Origin of the sequence: Yersinia canariae (assembly GCF_009831415.1) — a bacterium.
GTDB lineage: Bacteria > Pseudomonadota > Gammaproteobacteria > Enterobacterales > Enterobacteriaceae > Yersinia > Yersinia canariae.
Genome location: NZ_CP043727.1, coordinates 386,849 through 405,883, shown reverse-complemented (window position 1 = coordinate 405,883; position 19,035 = coordinate 386,849). Strand labels below are relative to the sequence as shown.

The window sequence follows — 19,035 nt, the reverse complement described above, 5'->3', positions numbered from 1 at the left end:
TTCATTCCTCATTCAGTAGCCAGGGTCGTTGCCCGTCGATAAGGTCAAGTAACCGCTGACCACTGATAAACTCGATATTGGGGAAACCTTTCCGCGCCTCGCGGGATTTCAAACCCGTTCGCCCGGTATGCACAAACAGCCCCCGGCAACGTTCGCGGCAGACCAACGCCCCAAATGCCGCCACATGGGCCGGTGTGATGGTGCGGGCATAGCGTTTGGCCTGGATAAGGTAACGTTTGCCATGACTCCACACCTGCCCATCTAATCCGCCATCACCGCTATAATGCCGGTTGCGTTTGATGCGATATCCCCGGCGTTCGAATGCAGTCAGTAGCAATTCTTCAAACACATAGGGGTTCACTTTACGCAGATAATTCAGACGTTGGCCGTCACCGGCCAACTGGGGAAGACGCGCCAGAACACGTTGAGCCTGACGCTGATAACGTCGGTGGCGACTGACTTTCGCGCCAATCAGTAACGCTATCCAGCTCAGCACGCTAAGTAAAAGCAGCCACCAGACCAAAGGTCCCAGACTCTCCAGCATCAGACCCGATCTCATTGTTCCAATCCCTTTTCCGTCAACAACACCGGGTAATGGGTCAGCCCCAGCCGCTTCGCCAGATCACTGCCCGAGACCGGCAACAACTCCAGCCCATCCGCGTGTTTCTCCAGGTCATTGAGCGCCCCCTCGCTGGCAACGTTAACCACCAGGCCCACCGCGTTTAACTGCACCAGAGCATCCCGACGCAGTGACAGCCAACGACGAGACAGGTCATCATCACCAATCAAAAACATCGGGCGCATCCCCGGCAGAGTCAGTGCCCTGGCCTCCACCTTGCCGGGTGTTAGCTCAGGGGTACTGATGGGCAAAACGGTAAGCGGAATAACAGACAACGGCTCTGCCTGGGATGCCGTGGCTTTGCCTTGATTATTGATGCCCTCAAAATACGTTGCTGTTGGCTGACCGCCCAAATCGGCGACGACAGTGAGTTCAGCCTGGACGGTAAAACTGGCGACACCCAATACCATCACACAGATCAGGCGGGGCAATAAACGTGGATTCAGATTCATGGCGTCGCTCCTGCAGCAGGTTCAATGACAACATTCGATGCCAGTACCCCGGTTGTCGGCTGCAGGCGATTCAAATGTCGTTTCACTATGGCTTGATAGGTCCGTGCAGGCTGACCGCCTGCCGGATGGTGATAGCACCCGGCTGCCGTTATCCAGCTCCCCGGCTTGTTGTCGTAGCAGGCCCGCAGAATACGGGCTGCCACATGCAGATTGACATACGGATCAAAGGCTTCCCAGGTGGAGCGGAAGTGATGCCCGTTCCAGCCCAGGTTCACCTGTGCAATCCCGACATCGATACGTTTCAGCGAATGGCTGCGCATAAACCCTAATAGCGCCTGATAAGCCTCTTGGCGGGTCGTATAACGATAGCCTTTTCCGGCGACATTAATGGTCCACGGCCAGGGGCGAATACCGTGGGGAAGTTTCTTTGACGATTCCGTCAGCGCCAGGCTGTACAAGGCTTCGGCTGGCACCCGCTCTTGTACCGCCACCTGGTAATAACCTGACGGGATCTGCTGAGAAGACACGGTTGCCAGACTGCCCGCGCTGCACAAGAGAAGCGCCAGCGCACTTAATACGCGGTAACTTGCCATCCGTTTGTCCCCTGTTGCAGTACCACCGGCATACGTCCCTGACCGAACTTGATCCACTGCCCCCGGTCGTGATTGAGCGTCAGCGTTTTCGCTTTCACCCGCTCGACGGGGATAGCCAGCTTCTTCGCCCATACCCGCACGGCTTCATCCTTCCCTTCACTGCCGACAAGGTAGATATCCAACAGGCGTTGGCTAGCCAGCAGAGACGCCACTTTGGTCTCACACGGCGTCCCACAGTCAGCCCGAACAAACAACGCCAGCCGCCCGTTACCTTGCCCGGCATCCCCGGCAGATTGCACCGGCAGGATACCGGGGTAGACACGAACCCAGGCGGCATTCACTTCACGTTGGAATGCCAACTCAGCCTCAACCCGCTGAAAGTCCTGCTTGACGGACAGGACGGCGTAGTGACGCCGCTCTTCCTCGCTCCGCGCTTCGATACCCAGCGTGGTGATCGGATCTAACCCCGGCGATAAAATCCCCCGACGCCCTTTGCTCAACTGCTGATAGCGTTGCCATTCCTCGGTGGTCAGCCCCCATTCCTGCGCACTTTTTTTCGACTGAGCTTCTTCCAGCGCCTGCAGGGTGGTACTGACACTGGCGGTGTTTCCCTGCTGGGATTGCTCAGTTTGCAGTGCGGCGGTTGCCGGGAAAAGCGGGGCCATACCCAGGCCCAATACCAGCGCGATTGATGTCAATTTCATCCTGAACCTCCTTTATTGAACGGTCAGCGTCTGCGTCCGACCTGCGACGCTGAACTGGGCCTGATTGACCCCGGCTGACAACAGTGTCCAGCCCTGGACGGTTTCGCCGGTTTCAACCAGTCGGATATCCGCCAGATTGAACGCCTGCAGCGGTGCCACGGCGACAAACACTGTGCCTCCCCGTCGTTCAATGCTGGTTAGACGGAAAGGCGCAGCGACAGACCGGGCGCTCCGGGTGGGGGGGTCTTGACGTTGGGTGTGGTCGCCGCTGGAGTGACGGCAGAGGTTGCTGGCTTGGTTTGTGCTGCACCGGCCCGTTGTTCCAGGGTGTCAATACGGGCCTGCAGAAGTGCCATTGTGGCATGAACGCCCTGCAGCGCCTGCGCATCTGACGACACCGGCAGGCTGACCTTCGTCTCAAGCATACGCACCTGCTGCGCCAGATGGTCAAACGCGGTTTTATCCACGACGGGCGCAACCAAGGCTTCCTCCAGGGAGGCCGACAGCGTTTTCAACGTCTCGCTATTGCTGATGACCTGCCCGTTCAGCTTGTCCAGCTCTTGCTGGACCGCATCCCGACCGGGGACTTGCCCCAGGGCCGTTTGTAGCGAGGCAATCTGGGCAGATTGGCTCACCACTTTTGCCCCAATACCCACCACCGAAAGTACCAGGAGCATAAAGACGCTATAACGCAGCAACCGCATCCCCTTGCCCGGACGCGCGGGCAGGGTCTCCTCCATTATTTCGCTCATTTCAGCATCCTTTGCCGGGCTGGAGCCGGAGTGGGTTGCGGTTGTACGGTGGGAGCCACTGACTTGATGGCAGGCGGCTGTAGAAAGTGACTGCTGGCGATCGGCGCAGGGGTCGGCTCTGGCGGTAAACGGAATCCATCACGCAGCGAATGACAAACTACACGCTGCACCGAATCCACCTCTAGCTGCCAGGCCGGTCCGGCCAGGATTTGCAACGCGTCACTCAGGCGGATCGGGCCGAGCTGATGATGCACTGCCGGTAAGGCTTGGCTGTAGAGCACACGATTGGCTGACGTGATACTGCACAAGCTGAACCCAGACTGGCGCAGCGCATAGCGCATCGCATCCGCCACGGTGGGCGACAAGGAGGCTGGAATGCGAATATCGATCACCTGCTCCAGCGGGGCGCGTTGTGCCTGGGAAGGGGAGGTACTGACCAGCAGATAGCGGTCATAGCGAACCACCTCCAGCGGCGCGGCAAACGCATCGGGACGAGCCGACTGTACGTTACTCGAGAGCTGGACACCGGCAATTGGGGAGGGGGGATCGCGTTGCAGGTTTTTTTGCGGTTGGACACACCCGGTCAGCACCGCAGCGGCCAGTAAACAAGCAGGGAAAGCGTAATATGATTTCATGAACATCCTCAGTAAGCAGTCAAAAAGACGTGCTCACTGTGCGAATCTTCACGGTTACCCTCAACGAACAACTCATTTCCCGAAAATAAAAAAAACGCCAGAGAAAAACCCTGGCGTAAAGTGAGGTGCTACATCGACAATCTAGAACGCATTGTCCGGGTACTGTTGTTGTGCGGTACTGGCCGAAGCCCCTGGTGTTGGCGTTGATTTTTCCGCTTTGTAAACCATTTCTTGCCCTACCTTGATCCAACTGATTTTTATCAGTCGCGCTTTCAGCGTAGGCCGGGATTCACCTGCGTGATCGCCTTTGGTCAAGGTAAACACATCTGCCGTCAGATTGCTGAGTTTAAAGCCTAAAAGCACTTTTTTTTCTTCATCAACAGACTTCTGACAGCGCCGGATGAGACTACTGGCTTCTTTGCCGGATATGGTGACATCGAAACGCGTGTAGTCCGGTTTCTCAGTCGATCCGTGCAAGGCATTAATCACGCCAGTCAGGAATGAACCGTTGGCCGTAGTGATCTCACGGATATTGCTGAGATACCCCAGACCATCAACATGCAGATTAAAATAGCTGGCCTGATTTTGGGTAGCAGTAGATTGAGATGCTTGAGACATGGTGTTTCTCCTTGGGAATAAACCGGTATGCGGAGAAACGTCCCCAACGGGAATTTTCCCGCAGGGTATCAACGTGAAGACGCTGACTGTCTGTTAAGTTGGATAAGTGCACCTTCATCGCAGTGAACTGCGATCCCCGCTTTCAAAGGTTCAGGGGGGTTACCGCTCTAAAGCGCGTCCTTTCAGGTTATGGTCGCTTTGGCTTGTGATTGCCCGAAGGCGTCCTTCTCAAATCACCAGGACATTGGCTGTTGTCAGAGACAACGAGTAAGCCTGGTCATTATTCAAACGGGCTAAAAAGAAGTCAACACTAAACTGTCAGCCGAAATGTCATTAGGAATATTTGATAAAAAAAACGGGAACCGTATCTTCCCGATACGTTCCCGCCATGCCTGCACCACAGGCTGTTGTATGACTGCATTCCATCAACTCAGAGGCCGAGCCTTCGAACCCGACGCGTTTTTCACTGAGACTTTGCGTCTTATACATCCATTCCCCAGGTAAAAAGAATGATGCATATTACTGGTGACCGCAGTAATCACGGGGTGCTTCAGAAGCCTCGGCAAAATAGCAAACTCCGTGCACCGAGTGCAATGGATTATTAATTTTACCTCAACGCGCTTTCTTTTTGGGGAAGCCCCGACGCTTGTTCCGCTGAGGGGGATTCACTATCCCGGTACAGTCAGGATAACGCAGGCATCCCCAAAAACTCCCTGATTTCCCCGACCGCTGCAAGGTCACACCCCCACACGTCGGACACGGCGGTGAGGGTGGAACCGTGATATTTATCGCCTGCTGACGCCCTTTTTCGACCAACTGCGCTGTCCAGGCTGACTGCTTTGCCATAAAGTCATCCAGGGACATCTTTCCTTCGGCGATATCATCCAGCGCCTGCTCCCACAAGGCGGTCATGCCGGGATCTTTCAACGGCATCGGCAACACATCCATCAGTTCACCGGCAACTACGGCAGCACGCAGAGATTTCCCCTTTTTTACGATAAAACCGCGAGTCAGCAGGGTTTCAATGACCCCGGCCCGCGTCGCCTCCGTCCCCAATCCTGCGTTCTCTTTCAGGATTTTTTTCAGGCGGGGATCAGTCACAAACTGCGCGGCGTTTTTCATCGCCGCAACCAAGGTGCCTTCCGTATAATGCTCAGGCGGCTTGGTCTGCTGGGGCTTCATGGCCGCCCCGGTCACCTGACACTGCGCGCCCTGCTGCAGGGCTGGAAGCTGCATGTTGTCGGTATCGCCTTGCGCCTCATCGCCCTCATACTCCTGTTCTTTCTCAAATAGGACTTTCCAGCCGGGCACCACCACCACATTACCACGGGTTTTAAACAGTTGACCGCCACAGAGCAATGACACTCGGGTCGCATCCTGTTCATAAACTGGCAGAAACTGCGCCAGATAGTGCTGCCGGATCAATTGGTAGACCTGACGCTCTACCTCACTCATTATACCGAGTTCGCAAGGTTGTTTTGTGGGGATAATACCGTGGTGGGCGGTGATCTTCTTATCGTTCCAGGTACGGGAGACATACCCTGGCTGCAACCGTGCCAGAACCGTCGAGAGCGCCGGGTCACTTTTGACCAGAGCAGAAAAAACGGCAGGCACTTCCGACAACATCGAGGTCGGCAGAAACCCGCAGTCTGTACGTGGGTAGGTCGTCGCTTTATGTGTTTCATACAGAGCCTGGGCAATATCCAGTACCTGCTGAGCACCCAATCCCCAACGCTTTGAGCACTGCTGCTGTAGCGTACCCAGATCAAACGGGAGCGGGGCCGAGACGGTTTCGCGTTTGGTCTCTATCTCTGTGACCGAGGCAACACCCTTTTGCTGGCAGAGCTGGACAACCTGCTGTGCAACCCCTTGCTGAATACAGCGCTTTTCATCATCACAGTAGGTTGCTGCGGGCACCCACTGCGCCTGAAAAGATTGACCGCTGGACGTCAGCGCAAGCGTGACCACAAAAAAGGGCTTTGGCACAAAACTCGCGATGTGCCGATCGCGCTCAACAATCAGATTGAGCGTCGGCGTCTGTACCCGTCCAACTGAAAGCACATTGCCGTAGCCGCTATCACGGGCTTTGACCGTGTAAAGACGGGTCAAATTCATGCCGATTTGCCAATCTGCGCGAGAGCGGCCAAGACCCGCCAGGTAATAAGGATACGTTTCATGCCCTGGTTTTATCGCGGCCAGTGCGGCCCGAACACTGGCTTCATCGAGCGCCGAGAGCCACAACCGTTCGACGTTGCCCTGATAGCCGCAATAATCAAGGATTTCACGGGCAATCACTTCACCTTCACGGTCGGCATCCGTCGCAATCACCACACAATCCGCCTTGAGTAACAACTTTCGGATCACCTCAAACTGCACTTTGGATTCGGGTTTGATCTGCATTTGCCATTGTGTGGGTAACACCGGCAACACCTCGGTACGCCAGGGTTTGCCAAACTGCTCGCCGTACATATCAGGGCTGGCTTGCTCCAACAGATGCCCAAACCCCCAGGTCACCGTCACCCCCGCACCTGACAAATAACCGCTCTTCTTCTCCGTTGCGCCCAGCACAGCGGCAATATCCCGTCCCTGACTGGGTTTTTCACACAGAAATAGTTTCATTCCATTATCCATGAAAGTGAGCCCGTCAGATTCAGAATGCACAACACCCTACCCACAGGGGCATAGCACTAAAATGACAGGTGAATAAAAATTCGAAGATGGCCCAGCCGGACCATCACATGATGCAGACGCCGTTAGCGTACTTTACCTTCAGCGACCTGTTTGACTTCGGCAAACAACTTGCCTGTATAAGCCTCGGTGACATGTGAGGCCTCACTGGAACGGAACGAAATGTACATACGACTCCCCGCACCATTTTTCTCAAGCTCAATCAGGATATTGTCTTCAATCCCCTCATCAGCGCCCCAATCCTTGCCCATCTTGTAGTAGGCCCCAGGTTGCGCGTCCCAAGCATAGGCACCATCCGTAATTGAGGCGGCAACCCAACGATTGCTATTACTACTATTGTTTAATCTATTGACCTCATCACTGGAGGTAAAATTGTAATACCGTTTTACCCTTGCCGCTACCGTATCCACATCAACCGGAACGTCAAATTCTCGGGCGTTTTTCTTATCCACTACCGGTGAGTTTTTGGACAACGTTGGAAGCCCGCCCCCCTCATTTGAGTCGGTTTTTTTTCCCAGTGAGAGCAAGCCGTAGCTCACATCGCTGACTTTTTTATTCAACTCTGCAACATCGCTCCCTGCACATCCCCCTAATAGAACAGCCGATAGCACCACGCCTGCAGCATTACAAAAATTACTCTGTCCCATGCTTCTCATCCTTATATCCTTGTTTATCAACGTCCCCCACGACCTTATTATCCTTGGATTTATGCCGAGATCGCTTATTTAATAAACGAAGGCTCTCTGCATTGACCGGCGGCGAGAAACGAGAGCGTTTTTTGCCTAAAAGCACCTCACGATCCAAATCACCAAAATATTGCTGCGCCGGATGTATCGTGTCAGTCTCCATCACAATATCTGTGCGGTTGATGGGGAATGATCGGTAGTGCTGTGCCGCCGAGAATATTTTACGAATCTGGTATCCGCCCTGATGCAACTGATCATCACGATGCTGCCGAGAGATAAATCCGTAATGATGGGCCTGAAATAATTTCAGCGCCAGTTGGTCAAAACCAACAAGCAGGTAAACGCAGCGATACCCTAAAGGCGTATGACTATGCACACCAATATTAAGAGGGGAGCTGGAAACAACACTGGATAACGAAATACCGCTTGGAAGATCGGCTATAATACTGTTTGCCTCATTTAACAAATGCTGAATGTTCTTATGTGCTTCATCAATCAGCTTTTCAAGCTGATACATCACGGCATCCGCATAAGGATTATCAGCAAGAGAATCTCGGCTGATGCTGGACACTAACCGGAAGAATCGCGGCATTCCGATGATGGTATCTTTCCTAGCACCTCTTTCTCTTCCTTCCCAGGTACTGATCGCATAGTAGGTATGCAAATCAATCTGCAGTTCTGAATGTAGTGCACCGACTTTTTTACCATCCTTTTTCTCTGCATTGTCAGTCATGACAGCCTCTATTCGATAGTTGACGCAGAGTGAGATAGTCAGAGATCAACGGCCCCTCGAACAACGGGAAAGTATTTTTTCGTCTTTCACAATTTGTAGCTCAGTCTGTACCTATTGATCCCCGATTATTGATAGCTTAAAACTGATGACCCCATCATCAGTCTGTACCTATTGATCCCCGGTTATTGATAGTTTAAAACTGATGACCCCGTCATCAGTCTGTACCTATTGATTCCCGGTTATTGATTGTCAAAACAATTACCGCTTGTAAGCAGCACGGATCTCAGCCATCACCTGAGCAATGCTTTCCGCCGATGCTCGCTGGTTTTTCCCTTGCGATTGGACTTGAACAGGCTCTGGTAGTGGCTGGGATTTTGGCGGCTGCCCACGTTTGCCCTCGCCAACTGTCGAATTGAATTGTCCATTCCTCGCCCGCTTCAGCGTGGCAAGCAGGTAGGCAATCACATTTTTTATCTCACCGGTACCGATACGCTCCGCCACTTCATCCAAAACCTGTTGTCCCAATGGCGCTGGCAGTGCCTTCAGTTGCGGCTCCACGTTATCCCGGTCAACCGTGGCCAGATTTTCAATCAACACTGACGGCCAGCGAAGCCGGTTGTCGTTATTCCCGGATGCCCCTCCCCCTACGTACGTATCTTTTACACACTGTGTATAACTACGTACGTAACAGTTCGGATTCCGAACTCTGTCATAACCCCTTGTTTCTAGACTGAGTTCGGGATCCGAACTCGGTAAAAAAGCCCCCTCATCGACACTGGGTTCGGTTTCCGAACTCGGTGATCTTTGGGTAACAGGAGCCATTTTTTGACTGAGTTCGATTTCCGAACCCGGCAAAGAAGCCTGCTGTCGCAATGCCAATTCTTGAGGAGACTGAGGGGAGGACAACCGAGCTTCGATCAACGCAACGCGCGAATGACGGTGACGCATGGACGTATCCTGTTTGATTTCACTCAGTACAGACAGTGCCGTTAACCGGATAGTCTTGTTACCGTGCTGACACGCTTGTGCCACCGAATCCAGCCAGCCGGGATCAAAGTGTTCGGCATCACGTAACCCCAACGGTTCATCATGCTGTGCATAGATGTTGCCACGGACACGGCCACCGTCATCCCTGACTCGCTTACATAAACTCAGCCAGCCCGTGAGCCGTAACATCAACAAGGCGCGACTGACCGTTTCTCTTGAGGCTTTACCTGAATGGGGGGAGGCAAGCTGAAGCTGCAGCTCTTCATAGGTGGGGAATACCGCTCCGTCGTTCTGCTGAGCATAGAGACGGATCATTACCCAGGCGGTTTTATCCAGTGGCGATAAACGGTTATCCATATAAAGTTGCCGGGGAATGGCATCATGCACATTCCCCAGATAGAGCAGACCACTCTGCTCATTTGTCACCGCACCGGATTGTGCCTTTTGCACAATCCGGGCCGTCATCCTGCTTAATGTATGTTGTATGACGCTGTCTACCGCCAAGGCCATCAACCCGCTCTCCGCTGTTGCTGCTGTTCGATCCAGCCTTTTACCAGCGTCCACACGGACGTTAAGGCGATATCTTGCTGTTCAGCAATCAGCATCATGACCTCCAGCGCTTCCAACGAGTCAAGATTGCTTATCTTGGCAGTTCGCCACTGCTCCCAGATAGAGATCTCTTCTGCTTCAGCGGGCATCTGATTACGCCCTTGCCGGGTAGGAATTCCGGCAAGGCGACGACGGGTACTCACTTCCGCCGCCGTCAGTCCAAAATAGCATTGCATCATTTCTATCGATCCGCCCAACGCCAATGCACGATCGATACGCTGTATACGAACCTGCTCTTGTCGGGCCTGCGCCAGCATCATATTGAGATTGGTATGGTTGATGTGAAACGTCAGTATCGAGACAGAGGAGTTAACCAGGTAGTGTAAATCCTCTACCGTAAGTTGATTCAATTCCTGGATCTCCTCCAGCGTCAGTCCCATTGCCTCACAACGCCGAATGTTGCCGGATTTCAGTTCCATCAAGACCTGCGTCAACAAGGCATTTGTCGTCATACCGGTGTGCGGATTCATATGTAGTTCCCTCCTAAAAGTATCCCTAAATCAATCGCCCACGCCACCACACACAGCACAACCAGCGTGATACCTGACCTGTCCTGACGGATTTTATTCATTGGATACCCCTCTGTTACCGGTCAGTTTGCCTTGCTCTGCACCGTCGACACCGTGATACAACCGGGCATTCTTCCCTGCGACAAAGCCGGTTCCACGGGCAATATCTGCCCCGCGACATTCCCTGGCTTCCCGAAGTTTGGTCTGAGATAACGCCAAGGCTTCAAGGTAATGCGCCATACTCTGGCTCTCCCGCTGAGAGGGGCCAAAATCAACGACGACACGGCGAACACCCTCAACCCACCCCTCACGAAACTGGTCGGCACGGGCACGGCGAGTTGACAGTTTAAGACGCTTGTTTTGCGTCTTAAGGTAGGCGGTTGTTGCCTCTTTCAGTTGGCGAGATAGAACATCAAAGGAATATGCAGCCACGGCAGGACGTTCGCCAAAACCGCAGAACACCACGACGCGGTGACTGTTGCCAGCGCTTCCCTGCTGCCAGCGATAGTAAGCCCGACAACCAAATGCACGGTTAACAACCCAGACCAGCCTGTCCATCCACTGAGGGATTTTCACGGCATCTGACGGGGCTTTCTGTGTCTGCTCTTCCCGTACAGAAGAAGACTCGGCATCCAGTTCACTGATACCGTATTTTTGCATCAACGTCTGAGCGCGGGATAAGGCCAGCCCGGCCTCATGGGCATTGCTGTTATTTTTAGCCAATTCCAGCAGTTTACGAATTAACTTCACCAGACGAACCTGACGCTGTGAATGTGAGTGACTCATCCCTATTCCTCCCTACCCTGACACTGCTGTGACTGGCGTTGGATCTCACGCAAACGCCGTATCACGCGTATTAACCGTAAAAACTTCACTACCTGAATATCATCCAGCAACGGCCAGTCTGCCGGTTGCTCAGTACCGATGATGATGTTGGTCAGTTCAGTCGCAGACAGTGAAACCGCAGCATCACCTGATAACCCTGCCAGCAATCGCGTTATCGGCGAGGCCCGGTGAACATTCACCTGCAGACGATATCCCGACGAGCCAGGCGCAGTGTCTTCACAGAGTTCCTGCTCGGCCTCAAGCACTTCAGCCAGCTCAAAGGCCAGACGAAAAGCGGCATCCTGCAAATGCTCAATATCGTCCTGCAGGGCGGAAATATGCCAAATATCCGTCACCGGCTCTAAACCGGTATTGGCGAATGAAACCGAGGGATCTGAGGTTGCACTTTCCAGTACAGAAGACGGGTTATCATCCTGCAGTACAGCGCCAGATGAGGCTGAAGGTGGGAAAGTTACCGGTAATGTTGACTCCCGAGACTCATTTGGTAGGCCATACAAATCAAGCTGTTCCTCTTCCTTGCGCTGCTCGTGATCGGCGGTATCAGCATCAAACGCTACCGCAGGTTTTACATCCTGCAGAGAGATAACGGCATCGGGCTGGCGATGCACCGCCGGGGAGGGGTTTTGAATCTGATTATCATCACAGGAAGGAACACCAAGCGAAGACGCAGGCACCACAACGGGGGTTACCCCCTCCTTCTCGGTGCCTTTATCTGCATTGATAATATGTTGTGGTAGAGGTGCGGGTTCGCCGAAGAGTTTCCGGCGATTCTGCTCTTTCGGGTCGAGTTCGATTAACCAGCGATCATACGTAATCTCCGAGCTGGGCATTGCCTGGAGTAAGGCGGCGATCAACTCGTCTTTGAACGTTTCCAGGGTGTATTGGTCTGGATCATCCAAGGTGTGACAAACCGTGCCAAATACTGTATCAAAATCGTTAGTCACAGGAACACTGGTCGAAAAATCGTTCCATGCTTTTTGTGCAGCCGAGCGGAGGGATATAAGCTGGATAACTTGCCCCTTACCCATTCCTGAATTGAGCAGGGTGGGCATGTACGGGTATAAATTTTCAAGGGTATATTCCATCCTGCTGATATTTGACTGAGTGATAGGGTAGCCTTCAGTACGCAAAAATAACTCCAGCTCTCGCTGAGATATTTTCTTCCCAATTTGCTCTTCGTAAATACACTTCGCCTTTGCGATACCCAACGCTTTTTCTATAAACAGTAAATCACCCCGAACATCATTTTCAGCCAAATGCCCGATGACACACTTCAACCGCCCCGGCCACGGCTTGAAAATGCACTGAATACGACGAAAACGCTCATCTTGGGTCTCTTCCCATAGCTCCACCAGGATCGTGTAGCGTGTATTTCCCCCATCACTGAAGATATACACATCTTCTGCGCTGTCGGGGTTTTTCGTGACTTTTGGCACCGAATCCAGACCACGCGCCCGGATAGAAGCCTTGATATCGTCATACCTGGGGTTACGGGTCGTACGCGGGTTATCTGGGTTGGGCCGCAGTTGATCCAGCGTCAGTACCATTGGCATTTCACTGACCGGCAAGACGGCCACTGCGCCGGACGCTGGCGAACGTCCCCGCTGCAATAATTGTTCCCCTAACGTCTGCACCTTTTTAGAAGTCATAGCGACCTCCCGAGAAATCTTCAAATCGGGTGATTTCAGGCTGGAACTTCACTTTTACCGTGCCAATGGGACCATTGCGCTGCTTACCGATAATCAGCTCGGCAATGCCTTTATCCGGGCTGTGTTCGTCGTAAACTTCATCACGGTAGATAAACAGGATCACGTCAGCATCCTGCTCTAATGCCCCGGAATCTCTAAGGTCACCGTTATTGGGTCGTTTATCTGGCCGGTTTTCAAGAGCGCGATTAAGTTGTGAAAGGGCGACGACAGGGCAACCGATCTCTTTTGCCAGCACCTTTAGAGCACGTGAAATCTCGGCAATTTCCTGTGTGCGGTTTTCCTGACCAGGGCAACGCATCAACTGCAGGTAATCCAACAGGATCAAAGACGGCTTTCCGTATTTACGCACATTTTTGCGTACCCGAGAGCGCAACATTGAGGGGGTCATAAAGCTGTCGTCATCAATAACCAGACGATCTTTCCACTCAAGAAGAATTTTGTTTGCCTCCCCCACCCTGGCCCACTCTTCATCGCCCATATTGCCATTGCGGAGATGCTGCAAAGGGACACGTCCCAGCATGGCAATAAACCGTGATAAAAGCTGGTCGATGGGCATTTCCAGGCTGTAGATCTGCACCGATTTGTCTTTCCTGGTCTCCAAAGCACCTTCACATAAACTCAGAGCCAGCGCGGTTTTGCCCATTGAGGGGCGTGCCGCTAACAGGATTAGATCACTGTCTTGCAATCCACTGGTCATCCCGTTGAGTTGCTCAAAGGGGGTTGGGGTGCCGGTGATCAGGTCTTCACTGCTGCAACGCAGCTCCAGACGGTCAAGATAGGTCTCCAGCGAGGATATGAGATCAAACGGCTTACCGGACGCCTGTAGACCCGCGATATCAAAGAGACGTTGCTCTGCCTCTTCCAACAGGGAAGCCACATCCGTACGAGCATCTTCGGCCTGTCCGGCCAGATCATGCCCCAACGCCAGTAACTGGCGTTTTTGCTTACCGGTCGAGACATATTGTGCATAGGCCACAATATTGGCGGCGCTTGGGGTGTTCTTGGACAGTTCAGCCAGATAGGCAAAACCCCCGACAGTATCAAGCTGCCCGACACGCTCAAGCTCTTCTGATAAGGTGATGAGATCGATGGGCATATTGCGACCAAGCAACGCCTGCATGGCTGCAAATATCGTCTGATGAGGTCGTGAGTAAAAGCTGTCTGCCGTCAGGATCGGTGCAATCTCATCCCAACGGTCATTCTCCAGCATCAGGCCACCCAGGACAGACTGCTCGGCTTCCAATGAATGTGGCAGAACCCGTTGTTGTTCAGTGCTACGCATGGCGAGCCTCCTCAATCTGAACCTCGCGCAATGCACACGCCAGAACTTCACGGAGTCGAGAAGAAGCGACCAGGATCAAGGGTTCTCGATCATAACTCGCGCCAGACTCCAGCAACGGAAGTCCAACCGGCGCTTGCGGGCCCACGGCCATATCACGAAGTTCCGATTCACTCCACAGGTTGGAAAACTCGATAAAATCGCTCGCCAGTTCCCATTCATCAGCCAGACGCTCATAAATCCGGCTTTTTGCTGTTTCGTAATCAGGCGCATCGACAAACACATGAACCTCATCGTGTCCCTTATAGGTATCAACGGTATAAGCGACAGCCCGCCAAATTTGATTGCGATTCATACGCGGATCTCCCGAGCAAGAACATCATCAAACAGGGGTTTCCACTCAGGGAAAAGCTCACAAGCCAGATCACATATAGACTGTGCGGCAGGCGGGGTTTTACGGTCAGTTTCATACTCCAGTCTGTGGGCTGGCTGAGACAAACTGTGACCCAGTTTATAAACGTCCAAATCGTAGATTTGCGTTGCCAGCATACTGACCGGGATACCTGTAGAACTGTATGTACCTTCATCAATAATCTGCGTTATCGCTGCCAGCGCTTTTTTTGCCAGAACGGTGTAATCCATGCAATTCACCAGAATTTTCACCGGGGGCAATGCGATACCAAAGTCTTTATAAGGCAATAATCCTTCCATCAGCGGGATAGTGCCGCGTAAAAACTCGCGCACATCAGGTACCACCGGCTTGATCATGGCTAGCGCCGTATGGTTCGTTGCTAGCATGACCAGCTCAAGCATGATGGATCGGGCCCCCTGTGAATCAATAATAATCACGTCATAGTCGGTAAACAGAGGATGCTGCAGTAAATTGCGCAAACGAAAACGGCCATCCGGCGCATGCATCATGGCCGTTTTGAGTTGTTCGTGGGGATCGTTAGAGATAATCAGATCAAGGTTGGCAATACTGGTATGGGAAATAAGCTGTTGAGGTTGATTGAGATCAGCCGTCTGCATTAACAACTCATACAGGCCGTAGGGGGCTTCATACCGCAGGTGATAATAACTGGAGGCTGTCGGTTGAGCGTAGTCACCGTCGATCAACAGAGTCTTGAGACCGGCATCTGCACAGAAGCCGCTGAGATTAGCTGCGTGGGTCGATTTACCTTCGCCGCCTTTGGTAGAAATGATTGAAATTACATGCATATTTATTACCCGAATTTGTCATTCGAGCAATAGTAAAAACAGGTGAAACTTTAACCGTTTTCTACACGGGGATTGAAAATCCCCGTGTCCTTGGTTCGATTCCGAGTCCGGGCACCACTATTTATAAGGCCTCGCTGCAAAGCGGGGCTTTTTCGTATCTGGATTCTGGTCTATTTCCTGTCTGACGCCTGACTCATTGCGACCCCTATTTCAACACGCTATCTCCCATTTCCCCCTGCACATCCCATCATAGTCATGCACTCTGACCTATACAGCCAGAGCCCCATTCATCATATAATCGTCCTCATCCTTATTAACGCCCCCTTTATCACACCACAAAAAGCAGAAAAACTCCGGTCCTGATCCGGTCTCCCCGTGGCTCTCCCGTGCTTTCCCCGCAAATCCCCCGAAATCTTTGCGCGTAAAACCCTTGTTATACAACGTTAATTTACCCACAGCCCCGTTTTCCCGTTTATTTCACAGTAGGGGCCCCTCTATTCTATATTTCTTATTATTCAAAAAATGATGTCACAGTATTGTGATGACTCATGAAGGTATTTTGTCTAAAAATCTATTTTTTTAGACAAAAACCAACAACATCTCACTGTCAATTAATTTCAAATTAACTCATTGTAATATATCAATTTATTAATTATTGAATTTAAACAAAACCCATAAAACATGGAAAGTATTACAGGAGGATAGTGAAAAAGTCATATTCCTCTCCCCAAGACATGTATGCCATTCAGAAAGCATAAGATGTGATGAGTGAGTCATCATTGAGTTGGCAACAGAAGAGTGGACAGTCATGAAAACTGAATAAACATATTGTTTTTATATTTTATCTGAGATTAACAGAATAACCCTATCCCCATGCAGCATCAGCCTCGTTCTTCAAATACATATTATTACCCTGCCCCCACGCCTCAAACTTACGGGGAAACGGGGAAAAAACCCAAAAGTCATAGGATGAGAAGGCTTTCGGCTCCCAAAAAAACGGGAAAATACCGGGAGAATGCGGAAGAAAGCCGGGGAAGACCAGAAATAGACCGGAACTCTACTCGCCCAGTCGCCTTATCTCATCAGCATTTATCCACCCACTTCATACCCCTTGTTCATCTGCTCATATCAGTTCTCAACACCGACTGAGGTCAGGGACTCTTACCTCCCTGTCTCACTTGTTACGCGTATTACCCCATTAATCCACACCGGCATAAGGAGACTTCAGCATGCCTGTACCCCGTCGTTTTAAATTTACTCACCGGCTCATAGAGAGTTTGCCACCCAATCCATCCGATGCGCCGTCACGAGAAGCTGAATACAGTGATACCGAGATAAGCGGCCTAAAATGCCTGATTGGAAAAGGAGAAGGCAAAAAGAAATTTCTGCTACGTTATCTCTGGCAAGGACGCAAGCGCGCCATCAGTATTGGTCACTGGCCGGAGATTGATGTCAGTACTGCGCGAAGGATTGCCACTGAGATGAAGCGCCAAATTGCCACAGGAACCGATCCTCGCCACGAACGGGACAAATGTCGCGCCATTCCCACGCTCACAGAAGCGTTTAACCAGTATTACCTTCCGTGGGCGAAGTTACATAAAAAAGCTGGAACAAGGATGAACAGCGTTTTCGTGACCATATTACCCCTGTGATGGGGAATCTGCTGCTCAATGAAATCACGCCCCGTCACGTCACCCATCTTCAGTCATCACTCTGTGAAACCTGTCAGCCTGCCACCAATAACCGGGTCATCGCCCTGCTTAAAGCCCTGTTCAGATAAGCGTGGAGACCGGAATACTGACCTTTATAATATGATTATCCATTTCATTCGTCGGATTCAGCGCTACCTCGCCGGTCACACCCGTTAGTTTCGCACGCGAAATGTCGCCAAACGCGCGCTATGAAAGCCCTATCACGGTGCCCGGTGTTGAAATTGTGTAAAGCGAGGCTGCGCAGGATAAAGGACTCAGCAGCAACCAAGTAATCAGAAAAGATAAAGCGCGCGTCATAACGGGATTCTCCATTAAACAGATGAAGCATAAACGCGTCAGGCAGCAACTTTATTCGACTGATACTTACACTTAACCATTTTATCTTTGAGGTTAATAAAAAAACCGGCCAAACTGGCCGGTTTTTCTAGCGTCGGATACGCGCAGCTTAATCCTGAAAAACGGTGTTGAACCAGAGCGTCAGATGAACTATGTCCACCGCGTCAGGTGGCCTGCTCCCGTTTAGTTAATCTGCGACTACCTTAGCAAAATCTCAATCTGCTGCAGAAAACTTAGAACGTTCGCTGTGAGCTCAAAGCTGCCTGTCATGCCTGCTTAAAAACAGGCTTAACGTAGGATAATTTCCTTTTTCCAAGCGGACCCCTTCATGTAAGCACCGAAAGTATCACTAATGAGCCTTATCACCTCTGATTCATAAGCATTCTCAATATTATTTATCACTATCACGCCCTTGTTTAAAATCGATGCAATTATCCGCTTGATTTGCCCCATTAAGGGCCTCTCGGATATCACTTAATATACGTTGTCGCACTGAAGCAGGTTGTATCACTTCAACATGCGGTAGCCAGTATTTAATTAATGGGATAATTTGGTTCAAATGGTGGACCTGAGAAATCAACAACATCCTCCCATCCGGGGATGTATGGATTATTTCTTGCTGTGGGTAAAGGGCTCGACGGCGAAAGTGATGTGCTACCTGTGGCGATACAGAGAGTAATACCTCGAAATGTTCTTCGCCGTACCAGATACTGTCAGCCTCCTCAATACGGGCATGAATATTCGACTGAGAGGTAAACACCACCTGACTGACCAACAATCCGCTAATACCCGATACCACGAAACTCTTGAGGAGATGATTGTCCACACCAGCCAGATACCAAATTCCCCGATCGCTCACTAAACGATACGGCTCAACGTCACAATATTTCTTGTCACTATACGTAAAAGAAACGGCTTTAGACTGCTGGGTCGCCTCAGCCAGTGTATTTAGCGTGGAAAGAAAGACAGCGCAATTTTCAAAGGCACGCGGCTTAATCAGAAAAGGATTATTATCTGTCGCTCCCAGCAGTAACGTTAATAGTGGATCATCCCAGCGCGGGAATAGCCCATTTATCCCAAGAATATGGGTGAAACGCCGTAAATCAGTATTACTGCGCTGCCCCAATGCCCCTCGAGCCAGATAATAGTTTTTACCTTTTCTTTCAAGATGTAGGTATGCCAAACGCTCATGCATATCCCGATACAAGGTACGCTCGGATACATTAAATTCTGCCGACAATTCTGCCAAAGAGAGGCACTCACCATTATTGAGACGAGTCAGCACCACACCAAGGCGATACCCCAACTTGTCGTGTCGATCCATGCCAATAACCTGCCCAATTCAGTAAA

At 51.6% G+C, this 19,035-nt stretch carries 22 protein-coding genes; 2 read left to right on the top strand and 20 right to left on the bottom strand.

Annotated elements, in window-relative coordinates; genetic code table 11:
• Window position 1: 1 nt before the first annotated feature.
• The 19 genes from F0T03_RS01905 to F0T03_RS01815 form a co-directional block, all read right to left on the bottom strand.
• A complete protein-coding gene (locus F0T03_RS01905) occupies window positions 2–559 on the bottom strand; it encodes a restriction endonuclease (RefSeq protein ID WP_230678724.1) in 558 nt (185 codons plus the stop codon).
• On the bottom strand, window positions 556–1,041 hold the full coding sequence (locus tag F0T03_RS01900; RefSeq protein WP_372513743.1) for an integrating conjugative element protein: 486 nt from the start codon (window positions 1,039–1,041) through the stop codon (window positions 556–558). Before F0T03_RS01900 ends, F0T03_RS01905 begins: the two co-directional genes overlap by 4 nt.
• Before the next feature lie 26 nt (window positions 1,042–1,067).
• Entirely contained in the window at window positions 1,068–1,664 is a 597-nt protein-coding gene (locus F0T03_RS01895; protein ID WP_050073175.1) for a lysozyme family protein, read from the bottom strand.
• Entirely contained in the window at window positions 1,643–2,368 is a 726-nt protein-coding gene (locus F0T03_RS01890) for a TIGR03759 family integrating conjugative element protein (RefSeq protein ID WP_050073176.1), read from the bottom strand. Before F0T03_RS01890 ends, F0T03_RS01895 begins: the two co-directional genes overlap by 22 nt.
• 12 nt (window positions 2,369–2,380) lie before the next feature.
• Window positions 2,381–2,539, bottom strand: coding sequence for a hypothetical protein (locus F0T03_RS01885; protein WP_159677138.1), 159 nt, complete (start codon window positions 2,537–2,539; stop codon window positions 2,381–2,383).
• Window positions 2,540–2,565: 26 nt separating this feature from the next.
• The gene (locus F0T03_RS01880; protein WP_159677137.1) at window positions 2,566–3,120 is read right to left on the bottom strand and encodes a hypothetical protein; all 555 of its coding nucleotides are present in this window, start codon (window positions 3,118–3,120) and stop codon (window positions 2,566–2,568) included.
• A complete protein-coding gene (pilL2, locus tag F0T03_RS01875) occupies window positions 3,117–3,761 on the bottom strand; it encodes a PFGI-1 class ICE element type IV pilus protein PilL2 (RefSeq protein ID WP_145548681.1) in 645 nt (214 codons plus the stop codon). The genes F0T03_RS01880 and pilL2 overlap by 4 nt, the downstream gene beginning before the upstream one ends.
• A 135-nt stretch (window positions 3,762–3,896) precedes the next feature.
• Window positions 3,897–4,373 (bottom strand): STY4534 family ICE replication protein, encoded by a 477-nt coding sequence (locus F0T03_RS01870; RefSeq protein WP_050073178.1) that lies wholly within the window; start codon window positions 4,371–4,373, stop codon window positions 3,897–3,899.
• Window positions 4,374–4,706: 333 nt separating this feature from the next.
• On the bottom strand, window positions 4,707–4,862 hold the full coding sequence (locus tag F0T03_RS01865; protein WP_155407360.1) for a hypothetical protein: 156 nt from the start codon (window positions 4,860–4,862) through the stop codon (window positions 4,707–4,709).
• Between the two features lie 123 nt (window positions 4,863–4,985).
• Window positions 4,986–6,992 carry a DNA topoisomerase III gene (locus tag F0T03_RS01860; protein WP_050073179.1) on the bottom strand — a complete coding sequence of 669 codons (2,007 nt, stop codon included), beginning with the start codon at window positions 6,990–6,992 and terminating at the stop codon, window positions 4,986–4,988.
• Window positions 6,993–7,126: 134 nt separating this feature from the next.
• Entirely contained in the window at window positions 7,127–7,708 is a 582-nt protein-coding gene (locus F0T03_RS01855; protein ID WP_050073180.1) for a hypothetical protein, read from the bottom strand.
• Window positions 7,695–8,480 (bottom strand): PFL_4669 family integrating conjugative element protein, encoded by a 786-nt coding sequence (locus F0T03_RS01850; RefSeq protein ID WP_050073182.1) that lies wholly within the window; start codon window positions 8,478–8,480, stop codon window positions 7,695–7,697. The genes F0T03_RS01855 and F0T03_RS01850 overlap by 14 nt, the downstream gene beginning before the upstream one ends.
• A 258-nt stretch (window positions 8,481–8,738) precedes the next feature.
• A complete protein-coding gene (locus F0T03_RS01845) occupies window positions 8,739–9,977 on the bottom strand; it encodes an STY4528 family pathogenicity island replication protein (RefSeq protein ID WP_061111597.1) in 1,239 nt (412 codons plus the stop codon).
• Window positions 9,977–10,546 carry a DUF2857 domain-containing protein gene (locus F0T03_RS01840; protein WP_050073184.1) on the bottom strand — a complete coding sequence of 190 codons (570 nt, stop codon included), beginning with the start codon at window positions 10,544–10,546 and terminating at the stop codon, window positions 9,977–9,979. Before F0T03_RS01840 ends, F0T03_RS01845 begins: the two co-directional genes overlap by 1 nt.
• A 93-nt stretch (window positions 10,547–10,639) precedes the next feature.
• Window positions 10,640–11,371 (bottom strand): DUF2786 domain-containing protein, encoded by a 732-nt coding sequence (locus F0T03_RS01835; RefSeq protein WP_050073187.1) that lies wholly within the window; start codon window positions 11,369–11,371, stop codon window positions 10,640–10,642.
• Window positions 11,372–11,373: 2 nt separating this feature from the next.
• Window positions 11,374–13,080 (bottom strand): ParB family protein, encoded by a 1,707-nt coding sequence (locus F0T03_RS01830; RefSeq protein WP_050073188.1) that lies wholly within the window; start codon window positions 13,078–13,080, stop codon window positions 11,374–11,376.
• On the bottom strand, window positions 13,070–14,422 hold the full coding sequence (dnaB-PI, locus tag F0T03_RS01825) for an SPI-7-type island replicative DNA helicase (protein ID WP_050073189.1): 1,353 nt from the start codon (window positions 14,420–14,422) through the stop codon (window positions 13,070–13,072). The genes F0T03_RS01830 and dnaB-PI overlap by 11 nt, the downstream gene beginning before the upstream one ends.
• Window positions 14,415–14,774, bottom strand: coding sequence for a hypothetical protein (locus F0T03_RS01820; RefSeq protein WP_050073190.1), 360 nt, complete (start codon window positions 14,772–14,774; stop codon window positions 14,415–14,417). Before F0T03_RS01820 ends, dnaB-PI begins: the two co-directional genes overlap by 8 nt.
• Window positions 14,771–15,637: a ParA family protein gene (locus F0T03_RS01815; RefSeq protein ID WP_050073192.1), complete on the bottom strand. Its 867-nt coding sequence runs from the start codon at window positions 15,635–15,637 to the stop codon at window positions 14,771–14,773. Before F0T03_RS01815 ends, F0T03_RS01820 begins: the two co-directional genes overlap by 4 nt.
• Before the next feature lie 1,229 nt (window positions 15,638–16,866).
• On the opposite strand from F0T03_RS01815, the gene F0T03_RS01810 reads away from it, so the two are divergent.
• Complete coding sequence (locus F0T03_RS01810; RefSeq protein WP_246169923.1) at window positions 16,867–17,289, top strand: Arm DNA-binding domain-containing protein; 423 nt, start codon at window positions 16,867–16,869, stop codon at window positions 17,287–17,289.
• Window positions 17,289–17,417, top strand: coding sequence for a hypothetical protein (locus F0T03_RS21820; protein WP_343032879.1), 129 nt, complete (start codon window positions 17,289–17,291; stop codon window positions 17,415–17,417). The genes F0T03_RS01810 and F0T03_RS21820 overlap by 1 nt, the downstream gene beginning before the upstream one ends.
• A gap of 659 nt (window positions 17,418–18,076) precedes the next feature.
• Here F0T03_RS21820 and F0T03_RS01805 read toward each other — a convergent pair.
• A complete protein-coding gene (locus F0T03_RS01805; protein WP_159677136.1) occupies window positions 18,077–19,009 on the bottom strand; it encodes a helix-turn-helix transcriptional regulator in 933 nt (310 codons plus the stop codon).
• Between the last annotated feature and the right edge of the window lie 26 nt (window positions 19,010–19,035).